The 22,356-nt window shown below is 72.0% G+C and carries 24 protein-coding genes; 19 read left to right on the forward strand and 5 right to left on the reverse strand.

What is annotated here, in order from left to right; translation table 11 throughout:
• Positions 1 to 95 precede the first annotated feature (95 nt).
• Positions 96 to 1,109, reverse strand: coding sequence for an NAD(P)/FAD-dependent oxidoreductase (locus ACTJKO_RS01295; RefSeq protein WP_440684875.1), 1,014 nt, complete (start codon positions 1,107 to 1,109; stop codon positions 96 to 98).
• A 67-nt stretch (positions 1,110 to 1,176) separates the two neighbouring features.
• Here ACTJKO_RS01295 and ACTJKO_RS01300 point away from each other — a divergent pair, with 67 nt between their 5' ends.
• The gene (locus ACTJKO_RS01300) at positions 1,177 to 1,785 is read left to right on the forward strand and encodes a helix-turn-helix domain-containing protein (protein ID WP_440684877.1); all 609 of its coding nucleotides are present in this window, start codon (positions 1,177 to 1,179) and stop codon (positions 1,783 to 1,785) included.
• Between the two features lie 155 nt (positions 1,786 to 1,940).
• Here the strand turns inward: ACTJKO_RS01300 and ACTJKO_RS01305 are convergent, their stop codons facing one another.
• Positions 1,941 to 2,963 carry a LacI family DNA-binding transcriptional regulator gene (locus ACTJKO_RS01305; protein ID WP_440684879.1) on the reverse strand — a complete coding sequence of 341 codons (1,023 nt, stop codon included), beginning with the start codon at positions 2,961 to 2,963 and terminating at the stop codon, positions 1,941 to 1,943.
• Between the two features lie 95 nt (positions 2,964 to 3,058).
• Between ACTJKO_RS01305 and ACTJKO_RS01310 the strand changes: the two genes are divergently transcribed.
• Genes ACTJKO_RS01310 through ACTJKO_RS01330 form a run of 5 tightly spaced genes read left to right on the forward strand, consistent with a single transcriptional unit; the run spans position 3,059 to position 9,007 of the window.
• Positions 3,059 to 4,321, forward strand: a complete 1,263-nt coding sequence (locus tag ACTJKO_RS01310; protein WP_440684881.1) for an extracellular solute-binding protein — start codon at positions 3,059 to 3,061, stop codon at positions 4,319 to 4,321.
• A gap of 3 nt (positions 4,322 to 4,324) precedes the next feature.
• Entirely contained in the window at positions 4,325 to 5,365 is a 1,041-nt protein-coding gene (locus tag ACTJKO_RS01315) for a carbohydrate ABC transporter permease (RefSeq protein ID WP_440684883.1), read from the forward strand.
• Complete coding sequence (locus tag ACTJKO_RS01320; protein WP_440684885.1) at positions 5,362 to 6,282, forward strand: carbohydrate ABC transporter permease; 921 nt, start codon at positions 5,362 to 5,364, stop codon at positions 6,280 to 6,282. Before ACTJKO_RS01315 ends, ACTJKO_RS01320 begins: the two co-directional genes overlap by 4 nt.
• The gene (locus tag ACTJKO_RS01325) at positions 6,279 to 7,100 is read left to right on the forward strand and encodes a Type 1 glutamine amidotransferase-like domain-containing protein (protein ID WP_440684887.1); all 822 of its coding nucleotides are present in this window, start codon (positions 6,279 to 6,281) and stop codon (positions 7,098 to 7,100) included. Before ACTJKO_RS01320 ends, ACTJKO_RS01325 begins: the two co-directional genes overlap by 4 nt.
• Complete coding sequence (locus ACTJKO_RS01330; RefSeq protein WP_440684889.1) at positions 7,097 to 9,007, forward strand: amylo-alpha-1,6-glucosidase; 1,911 nt, start codon at positions 7,097 to 7,099, stop codon at positions 9,005 to 9,007. The genes ACTJKO_RS01325 and ACTJKO_RS01330 overlap by 4 nt, the downstream gene beginning before the upstream one ends.
• A 51-nt stretch (positions 9,008 to 9,058) precedes the next feature.
• On the opposite strand, the gene ACTJKO_RS01335 is transcribed toward ACTJKO_RS01330, so the two are convergent.
• Positions 9,059 to 9,820 (reverse strand): glycosyltransferase family 2 protein, encoded by a 762-nt coding sequence (locus ACTJKO_RS01335; protein ID WP_440684891.1) that lies wholly within the window; start codon positions 9,818 to 9,820, stop codon positions 9,059 to 9,061.
• Between the two features lie 147 nt (positions 9,821 to 9,967).
• On the opposite strand from ACTJKO_RS01335, the gene ACTJKO_RS01340 reads away from it, so the two are divergent.
• The 6 genes from ACTJKO_RS01340 (at position 9,968) to ACTJKO_RS01365 (ending at position 13,393) form a co-directional block, all read left to right on the forward strand.
• Positions 9,968 to 10,744 (forward strand): hypothetical protein, encoded by a 777-nt coding sequence (locus ACTJKO_RS01340; protein ID WP_440684893.1) that lies wholly within the window; start codon positions 9,968 to 9,970, stop codon positions 10,742 to 10,744.
• Positions 10,741 to 11,184 (forward strand): phage holin family protein, encoded by a 444-nt coding sequence (locus ACTJKO_RS01345; protein WP_440684895.1) that lies wholly within the window; start codon positions 10,741 to 10,743, stop codon positions 11,182 to 11,184. Before ACTJKO_RS01340 ends, ACTJKO_RS01345 begins: the two co-directional genes overlap by 4 nt.
• Positions 11,181 to 11,753 carry a DUF3618 domain-containing protein gene (locus ACTJKO_RS01350; protein WP_440684897.1) on the forward strand — a complete coding sequence of 191 codons (573 nt, stop codon included), beginning with the start codon at positions 11,181 to 11,183 and terminating at the stop codon, positions 11,751 to 11,753. Before ACTJKO_RS01345 ends, ACTJKO_RS01350 begins: the two co-directional genes overlap by 4 nt.
• Positions 11,754 to 11,829: 76 nt before the next feature.
• Positions 11,830 to 12,261, forward strand: coding sequence for a MarR family winged helix-turn-helix transcriptional regulator (locus ACTJKO_RS01355; protein WP_440684899.1), 432 nt, complete (start codon positions 11,830 to 11,832; stop codon positions 12,259 to 12,261).
• A 58-nt stretch (positions 12,262 to 12,319) separates the two neighbouring features.
• Positions 12,320 to 12,961, forward strand: coding sequence for an MBL fold metallo-hydrolase (locus ACTJKO_RS01360; RefSeq protein ID WP_440684901.1), 642 nt, complete (start codon positions 12,320 to 12,322; stop codon positions 12,959 to 12,961).
• 60 nt (positions 12,962 to 13,021) lie between these two features.
• Positions 13,022 to 13,393: a hypothetical protein gene (locus ACTJKO_RS01365; protein WP_440684903.1), complete on the forward strand. Its 372-nt coding sequence runs from the start codon at positions 13,022 to 13,024 to the stop codon at positions 13,391 to 13,393.
• Positions 13,394 to 13,508: 115 nt separating this feature from the next.
• Here the strand turns inward: ACTJKO_RS01365 and ACTJKO_RS01370 are convergent, their stop codons facing one another.
• Positions 13,509 to 13,952 carry a hypothetical protein gene (locus ACTJKO_RS01370; RefSeq protein ID WP_440684905.1) on the reverse strand — a complete coding sequence of 148 codons (444 nt, stop codon included), beginning with the start codon at positions 13,950 to 13,952 and terminating at the stop codon, positions 13,509 to 13,511.
• Positions 13,953 to 14,144: 192 nt separating this feature from the next.
• On the opposite strand from ACTJKO_RS01370, the gene ACTJKO_RS01375 reads away from it, so the two are divergent.
• Genes ACTJKO_RS01375 through ACTJKO_RS01390 form a run of 4 tightly spaced genes read left to right on the forward strand, consistent with a single transcriptional unit; the run spans position 14,145 to position 17,703 of the window.
• Complete coding sequence (locus ACTJKO_RS01375; RefSeq protein ID WP_440684907.1) at positions 14,145 to 14,825, forward strand: HAD family hydrolase; 681 nt, start codon at positions 14,145 to 14,147, stop codon at positions 14,823 to 14,825.
• 33 nt (positions 14,826 to 14,858) lie between these two features.
• Entirely contained in the window at positions 14,859 to 15,341 is a 483-nt protein-coding gene (locus ACTJKO_RS01380) for a GNAT family N-acetyltransferase (RefSeq protein ID WP_440684909.1), read from the forward strand.
• A 47-nt stretch (positions 15,342 to 15,388) separates the two neighbouring features.
• Positions 15,389 to 16,009 (forward strand): TetR/AcrR family transcriptional regulator, encoded by a 621-nt coding sequence (locus ACTJKO_RS01385; RefSeq protein ID WP_440684911.1) that lies wholly within the window; start codon positions 15,389 to 15,391, stop codon positions 16,007 to 16,009.
• A complete protein-coding gene (locus tag ACTJKO_RS01390) occupies positions 16,006 to 17,703 on the forward strand; it encodes an MDR family MFS transporter (RefSeq protein ID WP_440684913.1) in 1,698 nt (565 codons plus the stop codon). The genes ACTJKO_RS01385 and ACTJKO_RS01390 overlap by 4 nt, the downstream gene beginning before the upstream one ends.
• A gap of 130 nt (positions 17,704 to 17,833) precedes the next feature.
• Here ACTJKO_RS01390 and ACTJKO_RS01395 read toward each other — a convergent pair whose 3' ends face one another.
• The gene (locus ACTJKO_RS01395) at positions 17,834 to 18,871 is read right to left on the reverse strand and encodes a LacI family DNA-binding transcriptional regulator (RefSeq protein ID WP_440684915.1); all 1,038 of its coding nucleotides are present in this window, start codon (positions 18,869 to 18,871) and stop codon (positions 17,834 to 17,836) included.
• Between the two features lie 156 nt (positions 18,872 to 19,027).
• On the opposite strand from ACTJKO_RS01395, the gene uriH reads away from it, so the two are divergent.
• From uriH to ACTJKO_RS01410, 3 genes are read left to right on the forward strand one after another with little or no spacing between them, the layout of a single operon-like run.
• Positions 19,028 to 20,041, forward strand: a complete 1,014-nt coding sequence (gene uriH, locus ACTJKO_RS01400; protein WP_440684917.1) for a uridine-preferring nucleoside hydrolase UriH — start codon at positions 19,028 to 19,030, stop codon at positions 20,039 to 20,041.
• 5 nt (positions 20,042 to 20,046) lie between these two features.
• Entirely contained in the window at positions 20,047 to 21,474 is a 1,428-nt protein-coding gene (gene uriT / locus ACTJKO_RS01405) for a uridine transporter UriT (protein ID WP_440684919.1), read from the forward strand.
• Positions 21,471 to 22,328, forward strand: coding sequence for a ribokinase (locus tag ACTJKO_RS01410; RefSeq protein WP_440684921.1), 858 nt, complete (start codon positions 21,471 to 21,473; stop codon positions 22,326 to 22,328). Before uriT ends, ACTJKO_RS01410 begins: the two co-directional genes overlap by 4 nt.
• Positions 22,329 to 22,356: the final 28 nt, after the last annotated feature.

A 22,356-nucleotide genomic window follows, 5' to 3' on the forward strand; every position in this document is an offset into this window, starting at 1 on the left:
CGAGACTCGGTCGCGGTGCGGCGAGACTCGTAGGAGGCGTGCCGAGACTCGGTGTGAGCGACAGTCCTCGCGCTCGGGGGCACGAGAACTGTCGCTCAGCCCGAGACTCGGGCCGCGCCGGACCCCGCCGCCGCGCCGGACCCCGCCGCGGCGCCCGCGAGCGCCGCGGCCAGGTCGGCCTGCACGAGGTCGCCGTGCGCCGCCACCCCCGCCTGCACCCCCGCCGCGGCGGACGCGATGACGGTCGCCATCGGAGCCGCGACGTTCCCGGCCGCGTACACGCCGCGGACCGCTGTCTGCCCCGCAGCGTCCACCGTGAGTGCGCTCCCGAACCGGAAGCCGTTCACGACGACGTCGGACGCGGTCAGCCCCAGCCCGGCAGCGAAGTCGACGCGGGCCTCGGCGGTGCTCGCCGCCGCGAGGGCATCCAGCGCGACCACCTCGCCCGACCCGAGTTCGACGCCGGTCAGCACACCGTCGGAGGACCGCACCCGACGCACCGAGTCGTCGACCACCCGGATGCCTCGGGCTGCGAAACCCTCCCGGGCGGTGTCGTCGACGAGGGTCGGATCCGTGACGAACGCCGTGACGCGGTCGCTCAGCGCCCGGAACATCAGCGCGTGGTGGACCCCGTTCGGCGTGGTCACGAGCACACCGATGTGCTGGTCGCGGACCTCCCACCCGTGGCAGAACGGGCAGTGCACGACACCGCGCCCCCACTGCTCCGCCAGCCCGGGGACCTTCGGCAGCACGTCCACGGCGCCGGAGGCGACCACCAGTCTGCGCGCCGCGACGACCCGGCCCGAGTCGAGCGTGACCGAGAAGCCGACCGGGTCGACACCGTCACCGTCCGTCGGGGACGCCGCCACGATCCTCCCGGGCTGCACCTCCACACCGTAGGCCGCGACCTCGTCGCGTCCGATCCGGTACAGCTCGCTCGGGGCGACGCCCTCGCGTCCCAGGTAGTTGTGAGCGCCCTCGGCCACGGCGTTCCTGGGCTCGCCGGCGTCGACGACGAGGACGGAGCGCCGCGACCGTCCGAGGACGAGCGCGGCGGACAGACCGGCGGCAGAGCCGCCGATGACGATGACGTCGTAGTGATCTCGCATGCCTGCATCCTGCGCATGCGATCGCTGGACTGGCAACGATCGTTGCCGGTCTGGCAACATGGTCGCCATGGTGCACAGCCGGGAGGAACGGATCACCCCACCCACGACCGCCGAGGTCGTCGACGCGGTCGGCCCGCGACTGCGTTCCCTGCGCGGACGGCGCAACGTGACCCTGGCGGCGCTCGCCGCGGAGACCGGTGTCTCGGTGTCGACCCTGTCGCGCCTCGAGTCCGGCCAGCGTCGACCGACCCTCGAACTCCTGCTGCCGCTGGCCCGGGCGTACCAGGTGCCGCTCGACGACCTCGTCGGGGCGCCGCAGACCGGGGATCCCCGGGTGCACCTCAAGGCCGAACGGCACGGCGGACGCGTCGTGATCCCGTTGACGAAGCGGACCGGCGGGGTGCGGTCGTTCAAGCAGCTCATCCCTCCCGAGCCGCCGAACCGCGACCGCAGCCTCAAGACGCACGAGGGGTACGAGTGGCTGTACGTGCTGTCCGGACGGCTGCGCCTGCTGCTCGGCGACCGGGACTTCGACCTCGGGCCGGGCGAGGTCGTCGAGTTCGACACGCACACCCCGCACTGGGTCGGCAACACCACCGACGAGGTCACCGAGGTGCTCTGCCTGTACGGCCCGCAGGGGGAGCGGGCGCACGTGCGGTCGCGCCCCGCCGGATGAGCATCCGTCCCGATGGCGTGTGCCGTCACGTCGGCGAGCAGGCCGTCTTTCGGGACGTTCGACTGCGGGATGTGAACGCCGACGTCGCCGCCGGTGACGGAGGTGTCGCCGTCGGCCACCGGACCCGCGAGCCATGACCGGCCGTCAGCGATGCGTCACCGATCCGTGACCGGCCGGACTCCGACGTCCTCGCGCCAGACGACGCGCGGGGTGAGCAGGTGGTGTCCGGTCGGACCGGGCAGGACCGACCGGCCGCTCCCCATGAGGAGTTCGAGTGCGGCCCCCGCTGCCGCGGCGAGGGGCTGCTCGACGCTCGAGATCGCCAGCGCCTCGGCCACGGGGGTGTCGTCGTAGCCCACGACGGGCACGGACGCCCCCAGGGCGAACCGTGCCCCGAGCGCGAGGGTGTCGGAGGCGCAGACGAGGGCGTCGACGGCTGCTCCCTCGGCGACGGCCCGGGCGACCGTCCGGGTGGCGGCCGCGACGTCGTCCTCGCAGACGAGCGCGACCGGGTCCTCGGTCGCGAGTCCGGCCTCGGCCAGCGCGTCCTGCCAGCCGTGCCGTCGCTCGTCGCCCTGACCGGACGGGCTGGGCCAGCCGAGGAACCCGATCCGTCGGTGTCCGGCCGCGGCGAGGTGCGCCGTCGCCTCGTGCAGTCCGGCTCGTCCGTCGACGTCGACCCACGGCAGCGTCTCGATCCGGTCTTCCGGCTGTCCCCACGGCCGGCCGAAGAGCACGAAGGGGACCTCGCGGTCGGCGAGCCAGCCGGGCCTCGGGTCGTCGTGGAACGTGGAGGTGAGGACGAACCCGTCGACGTCCGAACCCTCGACGAGCCGTTCGATGTGCGCGAGCTCGTCGGCGACGTCGGTGGCGGTGAAGAGGAGGATCCGCATCCCCCGGGCATCGGCGCTGTCGACCAGGGCGTGCAGGAAGCGGTCGAGCACGGCGCCGGAGATGCCGTGCACGGGTTCGAGCCGCACGCCGAGGGTGGAGCTCTGCCGGGTGCGGAGGCGTCGGGCGGACGCGTGCGGGCGGTACCCGAGGTCCTCGATCGCGGCCTGGACCCGCGAGAGGGTGGCGGGTCGGACGACCTCGGGCCGGTTGAGCACGTTCGACACGGTCTGCCGGGAGACGCCCGCGGCGAGGGCGACGTCGGCGACGGTGGCGGGGTGCGACATGGGGTTCACCGTAGCGCCTCGGCGGTGTATGGTCGACTCGTTTGATCGATCAAATTTGAACGATCGAAGCCCGACACTCGACGAGGAGTCCCCCGATGCAACGACGCCCAGCACGCATGCTGACCGCGGGAGCGATGGCGCTCACCGCAGCCCTGACCCTGTCCGCCTGCGGCTCCGGCTTCAGCGGATCCGGGTCGTCCTCCGGCTCCGGCGCCGGCAAGCTGACCTCCAGCGACAAGGACCTCACGGTGCTCATCGGTTCCTCGGGCGACGCCGAGACCGCCGCCGTGAAGAGCGCCGCCGCCTCGTGGTCGAAGTCCTCCGGTACCGGCGTCTCCGTCCAGGCCGCCAACAACCTCGACCAGCAGCTCGCCCAGGGGTTCGCGTCCGGCAAGCCCGCCGACGTCTTCTACGTCAGCACCTCGGCCCTCACCGGCTACGCGTCCAACGGGTCGCTCCTGGCGTACGGCGACCAGCTGTCGAACAAGGACGACTTCTACCCGACGCTCACGAATTCGTTCACCGTGGACGACAGGCTCTACTGCGCGCCCAAGGACTTCTCGACCCTCGCGCTCTTCATCAACACGAAGGACTGGAAGGCTGCGGGCCTCACCGACAGCGACGTCCCGAAGACCTGGGACGACCTCGCCTCCGTCGCCGAGAAGCTCACGCAGGACGGCCGGGTCGGCCTCACGATGAGCCCGCAGTACGAGCGGCTCGGTGCCTTCATGGCGCAGGCCGGTGGTTCCCTCACCAACGCCGACCAGACGAAGGCGACCGTCGACTCGGCGGCGAACGTCAAGGCCCTCGACTACGTGAAGGGGCTGCTGCAGGACGGCTCGACGAAGTTCTCGAGCGACCTCGGTGAGAGCTGGGGCGGTGACGCGTTCGGCAAGGACAAGGCCGCGATGACGGTCGAGGGCAACTGGCTCACCGGCGCGATGTCGGCCAGCTACCCGAGCGTCGACTACAAGGTGGTCCAGCTGCCGGAGGGCCCGAAGGGTGCCGGCACGCTCCAGTTCACGAACTGCTGGGGCATCGCGAAGGACTCGCCGAACCAGAAGGCCGCGCTCGCCTTCGTCGAGAAGATGACGAGCACGTCGCAGCAGCTGACCTTCGCGAAGGAGTTCGGCGTCATGCCGTCCGTCGAGTCCGCGGCGAGCAAGTGGAAGCAGGAGTACCCGCAGTACGCCGCGTTCCTCGACGAGGCCGACAGCGCGAAGGGCGTCCCGAACAAGGCGGGGACCGCCGACGTGATCGCGGACTTCGACTCGAAGCTCGGCGGCCTCGCGAAGACCGACACGAAGACCCTGCTCGAGGGCGTCCAGAAGAACATGGCCGCCGCGCTGAAGGGCTGACGCGTGTCCCGGAAGAACCGCGCCGAGGCCGTCTCGGGCTGGCTGTTCACCGCGCCGACGATCATCGTGCTCGGCCTGTTCCTCGCCGTGCCGGTGCTCATGGCGGCGTGGGTGAGCGTCTCCGACTGGCACGGAGTGGGCAGCCCGTTCTCCTCCGACGTCTCGTTCGTCGGCGGCCGGAACTACGCGAAGATCCTCGGCGGCGGAGGCCTCGACGAGCAGAACTTCGGCACGGCCCTGCGGAACAACCTCTGGTACGTCGTGTTCGTCGTGCCGCTCCAGACCGCCGTCGCGCTCGGCCTCGCCCTCCTCGTGAACGGGCGGGCCCTGCGCGGGCGCGGTTTCTTCCGGACCGCGTTCTACTTCCCCTCGGTGACGAGCTCCGTCGCCATCACCGTCGTCTGGCTGTTCCTGTTCTCGTCCACCGGCGCGGTCAACAAGATCATCAGCTGGGTCGGTGTCCACGGGCCGAACTGGTTCAACGAACCGACCGGCCTGTTCCACCTCGGGGCCGGCGACCCGCCGCCGCTGCTCGCCGACCACACGATGCTCGGCATCTCGTGGTGGGAGTGGCTCGCGGGTCCGTCGGTCGCCATGACCGCGTTCATCCTGCTGGCGGTCTTCACGACGAGCGGCACGTTCATGCTGCTCTTCCTCGCCGCCCTGCAGAACCTGTCGGCGGACGTGGACGAGGCAGCCATGATCGACGGCGCCGGCGCGTGGACCCGGTTCTGGCGGGTGACGCTGCCGCAGCTGCGCCCGACGCTGTTCACGGTGCTGACCCTCGGGCTGATCGGGACCTGGCAGATCTTCGACCAGATCTACACCGGCACGAAGGGCGCCCCGGCGAACACCACGATGACGCCCGCGTACCTGTCGTACTCGTCGGCCTTCGGGAGCCAGCAGTGGGGCGTCGGCGCGGCGATCGCGTTCATCCTGTTCGCCATCATCGTCGCGTTCACGCTGGTGCAGCGCTGGGCCCTGCGCGAGCGCCCCGTGTCGCGGCGCCGCATGCGCTGGATCGAGAAGGGATCGGTGCGATGACCAGCACCCCGACGTCCGCCCAGCCTGGAGGCGCGGTGCCGGACGTCCGCGCCGCCACCGTCACGCGGGCACCCGCCCCGCGCCGGCGGCGGGCGCGGCCCACGCCACGCAGCATCGCGCTGCTCGTCGTCGGCGTCGTGATCGCAGTGGTGTACCTGCTGCCGTTCTACGTGGCGGTCGTCAACTCGTTCAAGACCGACCAGGACGCCTCGCTGCACCCCTTGGCGCTGCCCGGGACCTGGACGACGGCGGCGTTCGAGTCGCTGTTCCAGCGCTCCGACTTCGGCGTCTGGGCGATGAACTCCGTCATCGTCGCGGTGTTCGTCACGCTCGGACGGATCTTCTTCGACTCGCTCGCCGGGTACGCGCTCGCACGACTGCGGTTCCGCGGGCGGCAGGCCGTGTTCGCCGCGCTCGTCGCCGTGATGGCCGTCCCCGGGGTGGTGCTGCTCATCCCGAAGTTCCTCGTCATCAACCAGCTCGGCATGTACGACTCGTACTCGGGCATGATCGTGCCGCTGCTCGTGGACGCCGCCGGGGTGTTCATCATGAAGAACTTCTTCGAGTCCATCCCGGTGAGCGTCGAGGAGCAGGCGAAGATCGACGGCGCCGGCACCTTCCGCACGTTCTGGTCGATCGTGCTCCCGATGGCGCGGCCGGCCGTCGTGACGATCACGATCCTGTCGTTCCAGGGCTCGTGGAACGAGTTGGCGCACTTCATCGTGTCCTCGTCGTCCCCGGGCCTGACCACCCTCACCAAGGGGGTCGCGTCCCTGGCGTCCGGCGGACTGAGCGCCGGGAACCAGTTCCCGATCAAGCTCGCCGCGGCGTTCGTCATGACCATCCCGGTCGCCGTCGCGTTCTTCGTGTTCCAGAAGCGGATCATGAACTCGAGCGAGGGCGCGGTGAAGGAGTGACCGCGTCCGAGCCCACGATCCTTGCCACGTGCGGCGGACTCGTCGAGGGCGACTGGGACGACTCCGCGTACGGTCCGCTGCTGTTCGAGGCGATCCGACTCGCCCGCGTGCCGGAGAGGCGGCCGCCCCGCGTGCTGCACGTCAACACGGCGGGCGGTGACCAGCGCAGCGTCGAGGGCGCCGAACTCGCGGCGGCCCGCGCGGTCGGGGTGGAGGCGGCCCATCTGCGCTTCTTCCCGCGGCGGAACGTCCCGTCGCTCCGGGACGCCGTGCTCGGTGCCGACGTCGTCTGGGTCTCGGGCGGGTCCGTCGTGAACCTGCTCGCGGTCTGGCGCGCCCACGGACTCGACGACGTCCTCCGCGCGGCGTGGGAGGCCGGTGTCGTGCTCGCGGGCGGATCCGCCGGCGCGCTCTGCTGGCACGCGGGCGGCGTCACCCAGAGCCACGGTCCCCGTCCTGCCGTCGTGGCGGACGGACTCGGCTTCGCCGCCGGCTCACTCGGCGTGCACACCGACTCGGACCCGGAGCGTTCGCCCGTGTTCCGCGCCGCCGTGGCAGCGGGTGCGCTGCCCGACGGCGTCGAGCTGGACGAGGGTGTCGGGATCGTGCTCCGCGGCCGCTCGGCCTCGCTGGTCGAAGCCGTCACCGACCACGACGGCGGCCGTGCCGTCCGGGTGCTCCGCGCTCCCGGCACGCCCACCGGCGTCCGCACCGAGGCGCTCCCCGTCCGCCGACTGCCCACCACCCCGCCGCCCCAGCCGGGCTGGCACCCGACCTGGACCCCGTCCCCCGATCCCGTCGACGAGGAGACCGCATGACCTCCACCACCACCGCCACGCCCACCGCCACGAACGCCCCGACCGTCCCGCTGCAGCCGCTCCTCCACGACGAGGTCGCCGTCGTCGCGGCCCCGACCCAGGCGTGGTCCGGCCGGGACGGCTCGCTCGGGAGCAACCCGGTGCACGGGTACTGGACGGGCGACCAGCGGTTCGTGTCCGCGGTGCACGTGGCGGTCGCGGGCACCGACGTCGAGCCCGTCGCCGTCGTGCCCGTCGGTGCCCGCGAGGTCGTCTTCACGGGGCTCCTCCGCGGTCTCGACGCTGCCGGTGCGGACCCGGACGTCCGACTCGACCACCGCCGCAGCGTCCGCATCGACGGCGTGCAGGAGCGGTTGCGCATCACCGATCGTCTGCACGGCGCGGCGGCCGGTGCCTCGCAGCTCGTCGTGACGGTGCGGATCACCCCGGACGCCTCCGGGATGGACGCGGTCAAGGCCGGGCTCGGCACCGACCCGGTGATCCCGGACGCCGACGGATCGTGTGCGTCGTGGACCGCGGGGTCCGTCCGCGTGCGGCTCGATGCGCCGGGCGCCGAGGTGATCGCGGACGGCGCAGACGTGGTGCTGCGGTGGCGGACCGCCCGGGTTCGGGAGGCCGAGTTCGGCTGGGACTGCACCGTCGAGACTCCCGACGCCGTGGTCTCCGGCGTGACGACCCCGCGTCCGTTCGACGCCCCGACCGGTGTGCAGGACGACCGGCTGCGTCGGTGGCTCGAACGGGCGACCGACGACCTCGACGCCCTCCGGCTCGCACGGCCCGAGGGGGAGTTCCTCGCTGCCGGCGCCCCGTGGTTCTTCACGCTGTTCGGCCGTGACTCCATCTGGGCCGCCCGATTCCTCCTCCCCGTGGACACGAGCATCGCGGGCGGGACCCTCCGGGTGCTCGCCGCGCTGCAGGGCACGACCACCGACCCGACGACGGCGGAGCAGCCGGGCAAGATCATGCACGAACTCCGCCAGGCGTCCCTGCCCGTCGACAACGACGAGATCTCCCTGCCGCCGCTGTACTACGGCACCGTCGACGCGACCGCGCTGTGGGTCTGCCTGCTCCACGACGCCTGGCGAGCGGGCCTTCCCGACGCCGAGGTCGAGGCCCTCCTGCCGACGCTCGAACGGGCGCTCGCGTGGATGCGCGACCACGGCGACGCCGACGGGGACGGACTCCTCGAGTACGTCGACGAGTCCGGTCGCGGTCTGGCGAACCAGGGGTGGAAGGACTCCGGCGACAGCGTGCAGTGGCGTGACGGGACGCTCGCGGACGGTCCGATCGCACTGTGCGAGGTGCAGGGCTACGCGCACGAGGCGGCGGTGCACGGCGCCGACCTGCTGGACGCGTTCGGTCGGCCCGGCGGGGACGACTGGCGTGCGTGGGCGGCCCGGCTCGCGGAGCGCTTCCGTGCCGCCTTCTGGGTGTCGGACGACATCGGTCCGTACCCGGCGATCGCGCTCGACGCCGCGAAGCGTCCCGTCGACTCGCCCACGAGCAACATCGGTCACCTGCTCGGCACCGGCCTGCTCTGCCCGGACGAGGAGTCCGTCGTCGCCGCGCGGGTCGTCGCGCCCGACATGGCGAGCGGCTTCGGCCTGCGGACCCTGTCCACGACCGCTGCCGGGTTCTGGCCCCTGAGCTACCACGGCGGCACCGTCTGGGCGCACGACACCGCCGTGGTGGTCGCCGGGCTGACACGCTCGGGGCACCACCAGGAGGCCCGGGAGCTCTCCGAGCAGCTCCTCGCCGCCGCGGTCGCGTTCGACTTCCGGATGCCGGAGCTGCACGCCGGGGACGCCGCCACCGACGTGACCCGTCCGGCGCCCTACCCGGCCGCCTGCCGGCCGCAGGCGTGGAGTGCAGCGGCGGCGTTCCCGGTCTGGGTCGCCATGCGCTGAGACCGTGCCGTCCGCGGAGGCACTCGCCGACGGTCCGGTCCGCCGGGACCCTCAGCGGTGGATCCAGCCCGCCGATGCGCGCTCGCGCACCGCCACCCGAGCCCGGCGCGCCCACCGTCGCACCGGGTTGGCGCGGCGCCCGTTCACCCGGAACGTGTGGAAGGCACGGCGCGTCCGCACGAACGCGGACCGGAGACCCGACAGCGGTCGCGCGGACACCTGGACCGCGAGCGCACGGTCGGCCACCACCCGCCATGCCGGGTCGAGCTGCATGCTCAGGTCGACGTCGTCGTGCACCTCGGGGTCCTCCCGGTGCGCCCGACCGCGGATCGCCAGCCAGGTGTCCCGACGCATCGCCATCGCCGAGCCGAACAGGGGCGGTCGACCGAGCGCCGCCGACACGAGGGCGAAGTACGGACGCATGTACACGGCGCCCCAGACCAACCGGACGATCGGGCCCCCGTCGTGCGGTCGCCCGGGACCGGTCACGGCGACGGCGGCACGGTCCTCGAGGATCCGGACGGCCCGGGCGACCCAGTCGGGCGGGGGGACGGAGTCCGCGTCGAGCCGCACGATCACGTCCCCGGTGGCCCGGTCGTACCCGCGTGCCGAGGCGCGGGCGATGCCGCGTACCCGCTCGGTGAGGACGATCGCCCCCGCGGCCTGCGCCACGGCGACGCTGTCGTCGTGGCTGCCGTTGTCGACGACGATGACCTCGTCCGGGCGCCGGGTCTGCTCGGCGAGCGCGTCGAGGCAGCAGCGGAGGTGGTCGGCGTCGTCGAGGACGGGCACGACGACCGACACGGAGGGCATCCCCCGATCCAACCGGAAGCGCGCTGAACGGACTTCGGATCCGCGCTTCCCGACGTTCCTGTGCCCCGGCTCAGTGCGGTGGGCGCACGGTCGGTGACGCAACGCCACCGGCGCACGTCGGTGGCGACGACAACCGGAAGGCCGACGATGACCACGAACCCACCCGGGAACGACTCCGGGACGCCCATCCACGACCGCACCGCAGCGTCCGAGGGACACGAGGTCCGTCCCGGTGTGACGGTCCCGTCCTTCGCGACCGGCACCCCGGCGGCAGGGCCCACCGACCCGGACGTCGCGCAGACGTACGACCCGTACGGCGAGGACGTGGCCGAGGTCCCGTTCGACGCGCCGCTCGACGCGATCCCCGCCGACGAGCAGCTCCCGCCCGCGCCCAGCCACGACGGTGGCGGCTCGGGCAAGGCGGACGCCGCGAAGGGTGCAGCCCAGGACGTCGCAGGCGACGCGAAGGAGAAGGCGTCGCACGTCGCCGGCACTGCGAAGGAGCAGGCCTCGAACGTCGCGTCCGAGGCGACCGACCACGCGAAGCAGCTCTACTCGCAGGCGACCGAGACGCTCAAGGAGCAGGCGGCCGACCAGCAGCAGCGCGCCGCCGGCGGGCTCCGCAGCCTCGGCGACCAGCTCGGCCGCATGGCCGACAACGACGACGAGCAGGGGATCGCCGCGAAGGTCGTCCGCGACCTGTCGCACCGCGCCGGCTCCGCCGCCGGGTACCTCGAGGGACGTGACCCGGGCTCGCTGCTCGACGAGGTCAAGTCCTTCGCCGCCAAGCGACCGGGCACCTTCATCGCCATCGCCGCCGGCGCGGGCATCCTGGCCGGACGCCTCACGAAGGCGCTCGCGACCGAGATCAAGCACGAGAAGGAAGCCGACGGACCGTCGACGGGGACCGGGAGCGGCGTATGAGCCACTCCGTCCCCGGCGCAACACCGCTGGGCGAGCCGACCCCGGAGGAGCGCGCCGCGACGACGCCTCTCGGGGAACTGCTCTCCGACGTCTCGCGTGACCTCTCCAGCCTGTTCCGGCAGGAGGTCGCCCTCGCGAAGGCCGAGCTGACCGACTCCGCGAAGAAGGCGGGCAAGGCCGGCGGCATGTTCGGCGGCGCGGGCCTCACCGCGCTGTTCGCCCTGCTGTTCCTGTCGATCGCTGCGTGGTGGGGTCTCGGGTACCTCATCGGCAACGCCTGGTCCGCGGTCGTCATCGCCGTGGTCTACGCGATCATCGCCGCGATCCTCGCCCTCCGCGGTCGCAAGGAGATCAAGGAGATCCAAGGCGCCCCGCAGACGGTCGAGACCGTCAAGGAAGTCCCCGAGACACTCAAGCCCAACACCGGGAGGAAGCCATGAGCACCCCAGACGAGATCCGCGCCGACATCGAGCGCACCCGCGGCGAACTCGGCTCCGACGTCGACGCCCTCGCGGACAAGGTCAGCCCGTCGGCGATCGCACACCGTCAGACCGAACGCGTGAAGAGCCGCTTCCAGGGCGTCCGCGAGTCCGTGATGGGCGCGGCCGACTCGGCACGGTCGAGCGCCTCCGGGTCCGCCTCGGACGTGACCGGCCAGGCGAAGGACGTCGCGCACCGCGGGGTCCAGAAGGCGAAGGGCAACCCGCTCGCCGTCGGCCTGATCGCGTTCGGCGCCGGATGGCTGGCGTCGTCGCTCATCCCCACCTCGGACAAGGAGGAGGAGCTGGCCGGCGAGCTGAAGGACCGCGCCGTACCCCTCGTGGAGGACGTCAAGGAGCAGGCGAAGGACGTCGGCTCGCAGCTCGGGGACGCGGCGAAGGAGCATGCGCAGGACCTCAAGGACACCGCACAGGACGCTGCCCAGACCGTCAAGGACGAGGCGCAGGGCGCCGCGTCCGACGTGCAGGACCACGCGCGTGGTGCTGCTGACGACGTGCGCAACAGCTGACGCACCAACCTGCGGACGGGAGGCGCGGTGCCGGTCGGCAGCGCGCCTCCCGTCCGTCTGGCGGTACGGTCGGGACATGACGCCGACGCCGGATGCCCTCGCCGAGGAACTCCGCGAGTCGATCGGCCGCATCGTGCGTGCCACGCGGGCGCTCACCGACGAGTTGCCGCAGGCGCAGAGCGCCACGCTCGGCCTGTTGGAACGGCAGGGGCCGATGAGCATCGCCGAGCTCGCCCGTGCACGGGGCGTGAAGCACCAGGGGCAGTCGAGGACCGTCGGGGAACTCGAGGAGCGCGGGTTCGTCGGGCGGGGCGTCTCGGGAGGCGACCGTCGGGTGTCGGTCATCCGGCTCACGGACGACGGGCGCACTGCTCTGCTGCGCGAGCGTCGTGCCCGAGCTGGCACGTTCGCATCCGTCATCGAGGACGACCTCTCCGCCGCGGAACGTGCCGTGCTCGCACAGGTCCCCGAGCTCTTCCACCGCATCGCGGCCCGCCTGGAACGGTGAGCGGGTTCTCATGCCGTTCCCGCACGAATATGTACAACACGGTTGTACACTTGTCGACATGGAGCTGACGAAGCACAACCACGCCACCGTCGTCCTCGACAAGGACGGCACCACCCTCGTCATCGACCCGGGCACCTTCACGCCCGAGGCCGCCGACCTCGTCCGGCAGGCCACGGCGGTGCTCATCACCCACGAGCACGCCGACCACTTCGACGTCGACGCCGTCCGCGCCGGCCTCGCCGCGAACGACTCGCTCGTGGTGCGCGGACCGGCCCCGGTCGTCGAGCAGTTGGGCGATCACGACGGCCGCGTCGTCGCCGTGCGGGCGGGTGACTCGTTCGAGGTCGGACCGTTCTCCGTGCAGGTGTTCGGCGAGCAGCACGCCGTCATCCACCGGGACATCCCGACCATTGCGAACGTCGGATACCTCGTCGACGGCGCGCTGTTCCACCCGGGTGACGCGTACCTCGTGCCGGGTGTCCCGGTCCGGACGCTGCTCGTCCCGACGAGCGGCCCGTGGGCGCAGACCGCCGCTGCGATCGACTACGTGCGGGAGGTCGCGCCCGAGCGTGCGATCCAGATCCACGAGCTGCTGCTCAGCGACGCCGGGCAGCAGATGAACGTGCGCATGCTCGGGACGGACGGGCTCGGCGGTGTGCCGACCACGATCCTCCCGGCGGGCGAGACGGTCACCGTCTGACGGGCTGGAGACCGTATGTCGCGTGTTGCCTCTCGGAATCGTCTCCTGCCGCTCGCGGTCGTGGCCACTCTGACGTTCGCCGGCTGCGCTGCACAAGCGCCTCCCCACGCAACGGTCGGCGTGTACCGGGGCAGAGGCGGCGTGGAAGTGCAACTCGAGCGCGACGGGAAGGGGCGGTTCCTCGACATCCCGGCGCAGGCGGTACTCGGCGCCGGCGAGCCGGTGACCGGCCCGATCGAATGGTCCGCCACGGATCGTCCCGATGGTGCGTTGGACCTGCGGTTCTACGGCAGCACCGGTATCCGTCCGGGGACGTACGAAGGTTCGGGTATGAGTGCGGTCTACCGAGCGGGTCGTCGGCCGGCAATCCAGTTCACGATCGGAGATCCCGACGAAGGGCACGACCTCGTCCTCACGCTGGTGGAGGACTGACTGCCCACTGCGCTGAGCGCCGATGGCATCGAGTGGGCGGCGCTCGCCGGCCGCCCTGGGTCGCTCTCCACGATGTGCTCTTCGCGGTCGCACTCATCCGGGCACGTGCGCGGGGTCAGTCGCGGAAGACGAAGTCGACCGCACCATGAACGGCGACGAGGACAGCCGCCGCCGTCGCGGCGAGTGAGACTCCGAGCGCGATGGCCGCAGTGACACGCTCCCGGCGAAGCGCGAACGATGTGCCGGAGAGCGCGGTGGCGATGACGGCGACAGGGAGCGAGAGCATCTCGAGCGTGCCCCACGCTCCTTTGACGCGGTTCTGCAGGTCGGTCGGGGCGACGTAGTCGAGGTCGTGGTCGAAGCTGATCGGTGGGTAGCCGACCGATCGTGCGTACAGACCGGCGAACACCATCGCGATGACCCAGCTGAGCAGTGCGGTGAGCGTGGCGACGGCGAGCCAGTTCAGGCCCCTGCGCGGCGCCTGCTCTCGGACGCCGCGTCTGCGCCTGCCCGACGGGTCCCAATCGTCCTCGTCGCCCCAGGAGTCCCAGTCCGTCACGGTGCGAGCCTACGAACCCGAGCGGCGCGGGCCATCGCCCTGGCGATCGAGATACGCCCCGAGGAGCAGTCGGAACCAGGGCATCCGCCGTCGAGCAAGCGGTCCGTTCGGGGCGCCGGACGACACGGAGCGAAGTCAGGATGGCGACGCCGGGTGGAGCCGCTCACAGCGCCTCCAGGGCAAGGTGGGGGGATGTCCGACGCTCCCGCCACCGCCGTCCTCTTCGACATCGACGGGACCCTCGTCGACTCGAACTACGCCCACGTCGACGCCTGGTGGCGCGCCTGCCGCGAAGCGGGCGCGCCCGTCGACGCCTGGCGCGTGCACCGTGCGATCGGCATGGACTCAGCGATGCTGCTCGAGTCGCTGCTCCCCGACGAGAGCGACGACGTCCGCTCCACCGCGAAGGAGTTTCACACCGCGTACTACGCCGAGCACATGCCCCGACTCCGGTTGCTCCCCGGCGCGCGGGACCTGCTCCGGGCGGTCGCCGAGGCCGGGCACGCCGTCGTCCTCGCCACGAGCGCACCCGAGTCCGAACTCACCCGGCTGCGCGAACTGCTCGACGCCGAGGAGTGGATTACCGCGGTGACGAGCTCCGAGGACGTCGAGGATGCCAAGCCCGCGCCCGGGATCATCCAGGTCGCCCTGGACAAGGTCGACGTGGCACCGGACCACGCGGTCATGGTCGGCGACGCGATGTGGGACGTCGAGTCGTCCGGCAAGGTCGGCGTGCCGTGTGTCTCCGTGATGACCGGCGGGATCGGCGGGGACGAGCTCCGCGGTGCTGGCGCCGCCGAGGTGTACGACGACGCGGCCGCGGTGCTCCGGGCCCTCACCGACGGGGAGGGGCCGATCGCCCGCCTGTCCTGACGCCGTCGGTGGGGCGTGCCAGGATTGACCACCGTGATCACGATCGAACGCGTCCCGTGGGAGGACCCCCGGGGAGTGGCGCTCCGCGCCCGCATGGACGATGAGATGCACGAGCGCTACGGTGCCTCCCGACCGGACGAGGACCCCAGCGTGACCGCTGCACGGGACCGTGCGCTCGCCGTCGATCCCGCGACGATCATCACCTCCGTGCTCGCGATCGACGAGGACGGCGAGGCCCTCGGGCACATCGCTGTCCGACGCCTCGGCGACGAGATCGAGCTGAAGCGCCTCATCGTGCTCGCCGCAGCGCGGGGCAAGGGTGCGGCGACCGCGCTGCTCGCCGAGGGGGAGCAGGTCGCGCGGGAGCAGGGCGCCCCTCGGCTCATCCTGCAGACCGGTGACAAGCAGCCCGAGGCGGTCGCGCTCTACCGGAAGACGGGCTGGACCCCGATCCCCGTGTACGAGCCGTACGCGGAGACCATGCCGTGGTCGTTCTGCTTCGAGAAGGCCCTCTAGGCCGCACACTCGTTGCACTTTCAGCTTGAGAGTGCAATTCTTCTTCGGTGAGCACCACCGAACGCACCCGCGCGCTGCGCCAACGCATGATCGTCGAAGCACGTCGAGCGACGGTCGAGCACGGGTTGCACGGCTTCACGATCGAGCAGCTCTGCGAGACCGTGGGGGTGTCCCGCCGCACGTTCTTCAACCACTTCGCGTCGAAGGAGGACGTCGTCCTCGGCGTCGAACTGCACGCGAACGAGGACGTGCTCGTCGAGTACGCCGCAGGGCGGGGCGTCCCCGCCGACCTCGACCCCCTCGGGTCGATCGTGGCGCTGGCGATCGAGCAGGTCCACCTCGTCGGCATCGACCGCGCCGACGAGGCCCTGGTGCGCCGGGTCTTCGAGCGGGAGCCCGCCCTCGTCGCACGGTTCCTCTCGGCGACGGACGTCCAGCTCGCCAAGGTCACCGACGCCCTGAGCGAGCGGTTCGGTTGGACCGACCCCGGCGACCGACGCCCCCGGCTCGTCGTCGAGGCGGCCGCCGGCCTGCTCAAGGTGACGGCAGCGACGTACTTCGACGACGCGTTCGACGAGCGGACGGGCCCGGCGTTCGACGCCTTGCTCACCGAGAACCTCCGCCTCCTCAGGGCGGCCATCACGACCGGACAGGACCACACCGCATGAGCGCCACCGCGCCGGGCACGACCAAGCGTGCCCGCCCAGGCTCCGACGGACCGCTGCTCCTCACGCAGCGCCGGATCTGGATCATCTTCTCCGCGCTCATCGCGGGGATGCTGCTCTCCAGCCTCGACCAGACCATCGTCTCCACGGCGATGCCCACCATCGTCGGCGAGCTCGGCGGTGTCGCCCACCAGGCGTGGCTGACGACCGGGTACCTGCTCGCCTCCACCATCGTCATGCCGGTCTACGGGAAGTTCGGTGACGTCCTCGGTCGCCGCAACCTGTTCCTCATCGCGATCGCGCTCTTCACCATCGCCTCGGCCGGGTGCGCATTCGCCGGTGACTTCACCCAGCTCGTCGTGTTCCGCGCCGTGCAGGGGCTCGGCGGCGGCGGCCTGATGATCCTGTCGCAGGCGATCATCGCCGACATCGTCCCCGCCTCCGAGCGCGGCAAGTACCTCGGGCCGCTCGGCGCGATCTTCGGCCTCTCGGCGATCGGCGGCCCGCTGCTCGGCGGGTTCTTCGTCGACCACCTCACCTGGAACTGGGCGTTCTACATCAACATCCCCGTCGGGATCGCGGCGTTCTTCGTCGCCTGGTTCGCCCTCACCCTGCCGAGCAAGAAGGCGACGAAGCGGATCGACGTGCTCGGGGTGCTGTGCATGTCCGCCGCGACCACGTGCCTGGTCTTCTTCTCGGAGTTCGGCGGCAGCAAGGACCACGGGTGGGACGTCCCGGAGACCTGGGCGTGGTTCGCCGGCCTCGTCGTCGCGGCCGCCCTGCTCGTCCTCGTCGAGTCGCGTGCGCAGGACCCCGTGCTCCCGCTCTCGTTCTTCCGGAACCGCACGTTCCTGCTGGCGACCGGCATCGGCCTCGTGCTCGGCATCGGCATGTTCGCGGCGATCGGCTTCGTGCCGACGTTCCTGCAGATGGCCTCCGGCACCTCGGCGGCGGTCTCGGGGCTCCTCATGCTGCCGATGATGGTCGGCCTGATCGGGACCTCAATCCTCTCCGGCAACCTCATCACGAAGACCGGCCGTTACCGGGTGTTCCCGATCATCGGGACCGTTCTGGTGGCGCTCGCGATGCTCGCCATGACCCGGCTCGCGGCGGACACCCCGATCTGGCTGATCTGTGCCTACCTGTTCGTCTTCGGCGCCGGGCTCGGCCTGATCATGCAGGTGGTCGTCCTCGTGGCGCAGAACGCCGTGCCCGCGGAGCAGGTCGGCACCGCGACCTCGACGAACAACTACTTCCGTGAGGTCGGCGCCTCCCTCGGCACCGCCGTCTTCGGAGCGCTCTTCACGGCGCGGCTGACGACCTCGCTGACCGACGTGTTCCGCGGGGCCGGCGGCTCGGCGACCGATGCGGCGGCGTCGGCGGGCAGCATCGACCCCTCGACGGTGGCGAAGCTGCCGGAGGCGGTGCAGGACGGCATCGTGAACGCGTACGCCGACTCCCTGGCGCCGGTGTTCTGGTACCTGCTGCCCTTCATCGCGGTGGCCTTCCTGCTCGCCCTGTTCCTGCCGCAGATCACGCTCTCGGACACGGCCGGCATGGTCGCCCGCGGCGAGGCGATCGGCGGCGCGGAGGCCGACGAGCTCGAGCGTGCGCAGCGCGCTGGTCGCGTGGCGGACGGTCCCGCCGAGGCGGCGGATGCCGGAGCGGGCGCTGCCCAGGAGCCGTCCGAGCGCTGACCCTGACGCGACCTCCGCCGGACGGGAGGCGCGGTGCAGCCCCGCACCGCGCCTCCCGTCCGCCGTCAGCGGCAGGGCGAGTCTCGGTCTGAGCGACGGATCACGGGCTCGGGAGCGCGAGGAGTGTCGCTCAGCCCGAGACTCGGGCCGGGCGGACCGGCTTCGCCTGCTCCGCGCCGGTGCTCGCGCGCCGGACCAGGCGGGCGGGCAGTGCGGCCGGCTCGGGAACGCTGCCGCCCAGGGTCGCGAGCAGCCGGAGCGCCGCCGCCCGGCCGAGGTCGGCGCCCGGCAGCGCCACGCTCGTCAGCGCCGGTGCCGTGACGGAGGACGACGGCAGGTCGTCGAAGCCGGCGACCGCGAGGTCGCCGGGTACGGCGATCCCGAGCTGGACCGCGACCCGGAGCACCCCGTACGCCAGGGTGTCGGCGGCCGCGACCACGGCGGAGACCCCGTCCTCCTGCCAGGCCTCGATGACGTGCTCGGTGGCCGACGCCGCAGCATCCACCGTGAGGTCGGCCCGCGCGGTGACCTCGGAGACCGCGATGCCCGCGGCCGCACACGCCTGCTCGAAGAGCGCACGACGGACGCCGAACGTCGTCGCGCGGGAGGTGCCGTCGAGGTACCCGACGCGGCGGTGCCCCTGCTCGTGCAGGTGCTCCACGAGGTCGTGGACGCCGGGGGAGAGGTCGTAGTTCACGGCCTCGGCACCGCCCGGTGCGTCGAGCAGGACGACCGGCACGGTGGCGGTCATCGCCTCGCCGGCGGCCGGAGCGTCCACGAGGATGCCCGCGGGACGGAGCCGTTCGAATCGCCGGACGTCGTCGGCGACCGGCTGCGCGCCGCGTTCGGTGACCGAGAGCACGAGCTGGAACCGGTCGCCCACGGTGTCACGGACGCCCCGGATGACCTCGGCGAAGAACGGGTTCGACAGGTCCGGAGCGATGAGGACGACCAGGTCGCCGCTGCCGCGGGCCAGGGAACTCGCCGCGTGGTCGACGACGTAGCCGAGCTCCTCGACGGCGTCGCGCACGCGGCTGGCGATCGGCGCGGACACCCGGCCGCGGTCCTTGCCGTTCACGACGAGGGACACCGTCGCGATGCTCGTCCCGGCGCGTTCGGCCACCATCGCTGCGGTGACACGACGTGGGACCGGGGCGGGTGCAGGCACGTTGCGAGCCTACCGAGAAGCGCGGGTCGACTTGACGTCAAGCGCTTGATGCGCTGTGATGTCAAACGCTTGACGTGCCGCGGGAGCTGATCCTCCGCCGCGGATCCCCACCACGTCGAGCCCAGACCTCGTCCCCGAAGAAGTGGAGCGCCCCGCGTGCCCGAGAAGATCATCCTCGACTGCGACCCAGGCCACGACGACGCCGTCGCCATCCTGCTCGCCCACGGCAACCCGGACATCGAGCTTCTCGCCGTCACGACCGTCGTCGGCAACCAGACGCTCCCGAAGGTCACCCGCAACGCGCTCGCCGTGGCGCGGATCGCCGGCATCACCGGCGTGCCCTTCGCCGCGGGCGCCGACCGGCCGCTGCTGCGCGAGATCGAGGTCGCGCCGGACATCCACGGCGAGAGCGGCCTCGACGGGCCGATGCTCCCCGAGCCGTCGTTCGCGCTCGACGAGCGGCACGCGGTGGACCTCATCATCGAGACCGTGATGGCGCACGAGCCCGGTACCGTCACGCTCGTGCCGACCGGCGGTCTGACGAACATCGCCCTCGCCGCGCGCAAGGAGCCCCGCATCGTCGAGCGCGTCAAGCAGGTCGTGCTCATGGGCGGCGGCGTGCACGTCGGCAACTGGAGCCCGGTCGCCGAGTTCAACATCGTCATCGACCCCGAAGCGGCATCGATCGTGTTCGAGGCGGGCTGGGACGTCGTGATGGTGGGCCTCGACCTCACCCACCAGGCGCTCGCCACACCGGAGGTCGCCGCGCGGATCGCCGCCGTCGGCACCGCGCCCGCCGCCTTCGTCGGGGAGCTGCTCGACTTCTTCGGACAGACCTACAAGGACGCGCAGGGCTTCGACGCCCCGCCCGTGCACGACCCGTGCGCCGTCGCGTACGTCATCGACCCGACGGTGGTCCGGGCCGTGAAGGTCCCGATCCACATCGAGACCCAGGGCGCCCTCACGCTCGGCATGACCGTCGCGGACTTCCGTGCACCCGCGCCGGACGACTGCCGCACGAGCGCCGCGATGGAGCTCGACCACGGCCGCTTCTGGGACCTCGTCGTCGACGCCCTCGAGCGCATCGGCGAGACCCCCGACACCGGCTGGACGCCGCGGTCCGCCGCCACCGCCGTCGAGAGCGGCACCACCACGACCCCGGAGCACTGACCCCCATGACCACCACCTCGACGACGAAGTCGACCACGCCGAAGCGGTCCATCGCCGCCCTCACCGCCGCGCTGCTGGCGGCGTGCATCGCGTTCCAGCTCAACGCGAGCATGCTCAGCCCCGCGCTCGTCACGATGGCCCGCGAGCTGCACACCGACGACGCCACGATCGGCCTGTCGCAGACGCTGTTCTTCACCCTCGCGGCGCTGTTCTCCCTGTTCCTCCCGCGTCTGTCCGACATCGTCGGCCGCAAGCGGGTCCTGCTCGGGATGCTCGTGGTGATGCTGGTCGGGAGCATCGTCGCCGCGCTCGCGGTGAACGTGCCGATGCTGTTCGTCGGCCGCATGATCCAGGGCGTCACCGGACCGGTCGTCCCGATCGGCCTGCTCATCCTCCGCAACGAGATCGCCGACCCGAAGCGGTACGGCGCCGCACTCGGCCTCCTCACCGCGGTCAACGGCGGCATCGCGGGCGTCGACGCACTCGCTGGCGGGTGGATCGCGACGCACTTCGGGTTCCGTGGGATCTTCTGGGTCATCGCGGTCGTCACCGTCGTCGCGGCGATCATGGTCGCGGCGTGGGGCGTCGAGTCCAAGCCGTCCGCCGGCACCCGGATGGACTGGTGGGGCGTGCTCCCGCTCGTCGTCAGCGTCGGCGCCCTGCTCACCGCGTTCAACGAGGCCGGCAAGCTCGCGGCCGCCGACTGGGCGCTCGTCGTCGGCGGCATCGTGCTCGCGCTCGTGGCTTTCGGGGTCTTCTGGGCCGTGGAGTCCCGGGTGCGCGAACCACTCGTCGAGACGCGGTTCCTCAAGCGCCGGGCGACGTGGGCGCTGCTCGTCACGACCCTGCTCACCATGACGGGCGTCTTCGCGGTCGTCAACGGGCTCGTCACGAGCCTCGCGCAGAACCACGACGCCGGTTTCGGGATGGAGGCCGACCTCGCCTCGCTCGCGTTCCTCACGCCGTACGCGCTGGTCGGCTGGGTCGTTGGGCCGTTCGCGGGCCGACTCGCCCCGACCCTCGGCTACCGTGCCGTGCTGCGGTTCGGGCTCGTCGGGAGCATCGTCGCGACGCTCGTGATGGCGTTCGTCGGCGTGCACTCGCTGCCGGTGCTCATCGCGGCCACGGTCCTGATCGGCATCACGTACGCCGGCATCGCGAACATCATCCTCAACGGACTCGGCATCGTGCTCTCGCCGGAGTCGAACCCCGGCTTCCTGCCCGGCCTCAACGCCGGCGCGTTCAACCTCGGCGCGGGCATCAGCTTCGCCGTCCTGCCGGCGCTCCAGATCGCACTCGGCACCGGCGGGTCCGCGGGGACCGCCGGCTACTCCGGTGGGATGCTGCTCGGTGCCGTGATCACCTGCGCGGCCCTCGCCACGTCCTTCCTCATCCCGCGCCCGGCCTCGGCCGAGACAGGAGCCGCCGCATGACCGGCATCGTCGTCGTGGGCAGCCTCAACGCGGACCTCGTGGTCCGTACGGAGCGCTTCCCGAAGCCCGGTGAGACCCTCCAGGGGTCGGACCTCGCGATCCTGCCCGGCGGCAAGTCCGCCAACCAGGCGGTGGCAGCCGGGAGGCTCGGGGGCACCGTGCGCATGATCGGTGCGGTCGGCGACGACGGGAACGGTCGACTGCTCCGCGACTCCGTCGCGGCTGCCGGGGTCGACACGACGCACGTCGCCGTCCGCGAGGGCGTCGCCACCGGCACCGCCGTCATCACGGTGGACGCCGCCGGTGAGAACACGATCGTGATCTCCGCCGGAGCGAACGGCACCCTGACCCCCGAGGACGTCCCGGCCGACGCGTTCGACGGCGCCGGCGTGCTCGGGCTCTGCCTCGAGGTCTCGATCGACGTCGTCCTCGCGGCCGCCCGTGCCGCCCGTGCCGCGGGCGTCACCGTGTTGACGAACCTCTCGCCGTTCGGGGACGTGCCGGCCGAGCTGCTCGAGCTGACCGACGTCCTGCTCGTGAACGAGCACGAGGCGGCCGAGCTCGGTGACCACGGCGTCCGGCGGTCGATCGTCACCCGGGGCGGCGAGGGCTGCGTCGTGCACGACGGCGACGCAGCACCGGTGGCGGTCGACGCCGTGCGGGTCGACCCCGTCGACACCACGGGCTGTGGCGACGCCTTCATGGGGGCGGTGGCGCTGCGGCTCGCGGCCGGCGACTCCCTCACCGACGCCGCGCGGTTCGCCGTCGGGGTGGGCGCGTACGCCGCGACCAAGCCGGGCGCGCAGGCCTCGTACCCGACCACCGCGGAACTCGAGGCGTTCCTGCGGGCGTAGGCCGCGCCTCCCGTCCGACGCCCACTAG

Source organism: Curtobacterium sp. 22159 (assembly GCF_052045775.1).
GTDB lineage: Bacteria > Actinomycetota > Actinomycetes > Actinomycetales > Microbacteriaceae > Curtobacterium.